General features: G+C 42.5%; 2 protein-coding genes. Both read left to right on the top strand.

What is annotated here, in order from left to right:
* Nucleotides 1-87 precede the first annotated feature (87 nt).
* The gene (locus tag H5119_RS19850; protein ID WP_182703456.1) at nt 88-891 is read left to right on the top strand and encodes a tyrosine-type recombinase/integrase; all 804 of its coding nucleotides are present in this window, start codon (nt 88-90) and stop codon (nt 889-891) included.
* The coding region (locus H5119_RS19845; RefSeq protein ID WP_182703455.1) for a transposase zinc-binding domain-containing protein at nt 888-1,562 on the top strand (675 nt) is incomplete at its 3' end. The genes H5119_RS19850 and H5119_RS19845, both read left to right, overlap by 4 nt.

Raw genomic sequence — 1,562 nt, 5'->3', positions numbered from 1 at the left:
TGTTGAACTAAGCCGCTACGCGGAGATCCTATTCTGACCATTTGAGCCACACTTACCTTGGGGTTATCCCATATTTGGAGGTAAGTCATGAATACACTCATTGAACAAGTCAAAACAGAAATAGCCTATCGAGGTTATTCGCAAAGTACATGTAAAAGCTACTGTGAACATTTACTCAAACTCAGTCATTATTTTAATAAACCGCTCGATTCGATTACTGATGACGAACTTAATGCCTTTTTTAACGATCCCGCTATTCGTAAACTGTCTAGAGCAAGCCAAAAAGTACAGATAAACAGTATTTGGTTCTTGTTTAAGAATATTTTACACCGGCCACTTAACTTAGATATTGTGCTGCCAAAAGCGAAGTCGCGCGCACCGACCTATTTATCACGTGATGATATGCGACTAAAAACGTTAATTGTGGTGTGTTACGGGTGTGGTTTACGTATTGGCGAGCTGCTGCGCATTAAAGTGCAAAACATAGATGGCCAGCGTAAAACCATTTTAATTGAACAAGGTAAAGGGGATAAGTCACGGTATGTGGTTGTATCAGACAGTGTGCTGAATCAATTACGTTGTTATTGGAAAATGTATCACCCAACGGGCTGGATGTTTTATTCTCGATGGTTAATGGATAAACCCATGTCACCCTCAAGCTTCAGAAAGGCATTGAAAAAACATTCACTGGCATGTGGTTTAGCGCACTGTAATCCTCATGCTTTACGCCATGCTTATGCAACACATCAACTTGAATCAGGTATGCCTCTTCATCAACTGCAACATCAGCTCGGCCATAGTGATATTAAAACCACGCAAAGTTACTTACACTGGTTACCTGAATTAGGGCATGGTGGCATTGATTTACTCGCAAGTTGGGGTAAACAATGAGCGGCTTGCACCTCGCTGATATTTTAAATTCTGGCCTTGGGAATTATCGGCAGCACCACATAATGAGTTATCAGCAGTTACGAGTCTGCCAACATCTTCAATCATGCAGAACAGGTCAGCTCGGTTATCAAGCGTGGCAATGTGATAACTGTGGTGAAGTACAACAAATTGGGTGTAGCTGTCGAGATAGGCATTGCCCGCGTTGCCAAGGCATAGCTACGGCTAAATGGGTGCAAAGACAACAAGAGGATTTATTACCGTGTCGGTATTTCCACCTTGTTTTTACGCTCCCTCATGAGTTGAATATCATTGCTCACTATAACCCAAACGCGTTGTATCAGTGTTTATTCAAAGCCACATGGCAAACGCTGAGTAAATTTGCGAAACGAAAGAGGCATGGCCAGTTAGGCATGACAAGCGTACTGCATACGTGTGGGCAGAACTTAAGTCAGCATATCCACTTGCATTGTTTGATACCCGCAGGGACGCTTAATAAAGCGCACTGGCATGAAATAGAAAAAGGCTATTTATACCCAGTTAAAGCGTTATCAACAGTCTTTAGAGGTAAAATGCTGGCGGCGCTCAATGAATGCGATAGTTCATTCGCGAAGGTAAGCACACCAACCAAATGGTGCGTGTATAGCAAAGCCTGTTTAACGTACAGTGAAAAG

It is taken from the genome of Pseudoalteromonas sp. SG45-5 (genome assembly GCF_014164085.1).
Taxonomy (GTDB): Bacteria; Pseudomonadota; Gammaproteobacteria; order Enterobacterales; family Alteromonadaceae; genus Pseudoalteromonas; species Pseudoalteromonas aliena.
The sequence above is the reverse complement of the archived record's forward strand: the minus strand, read 5'-3'. Positions and strand labels throughout refer to the sequence as shown.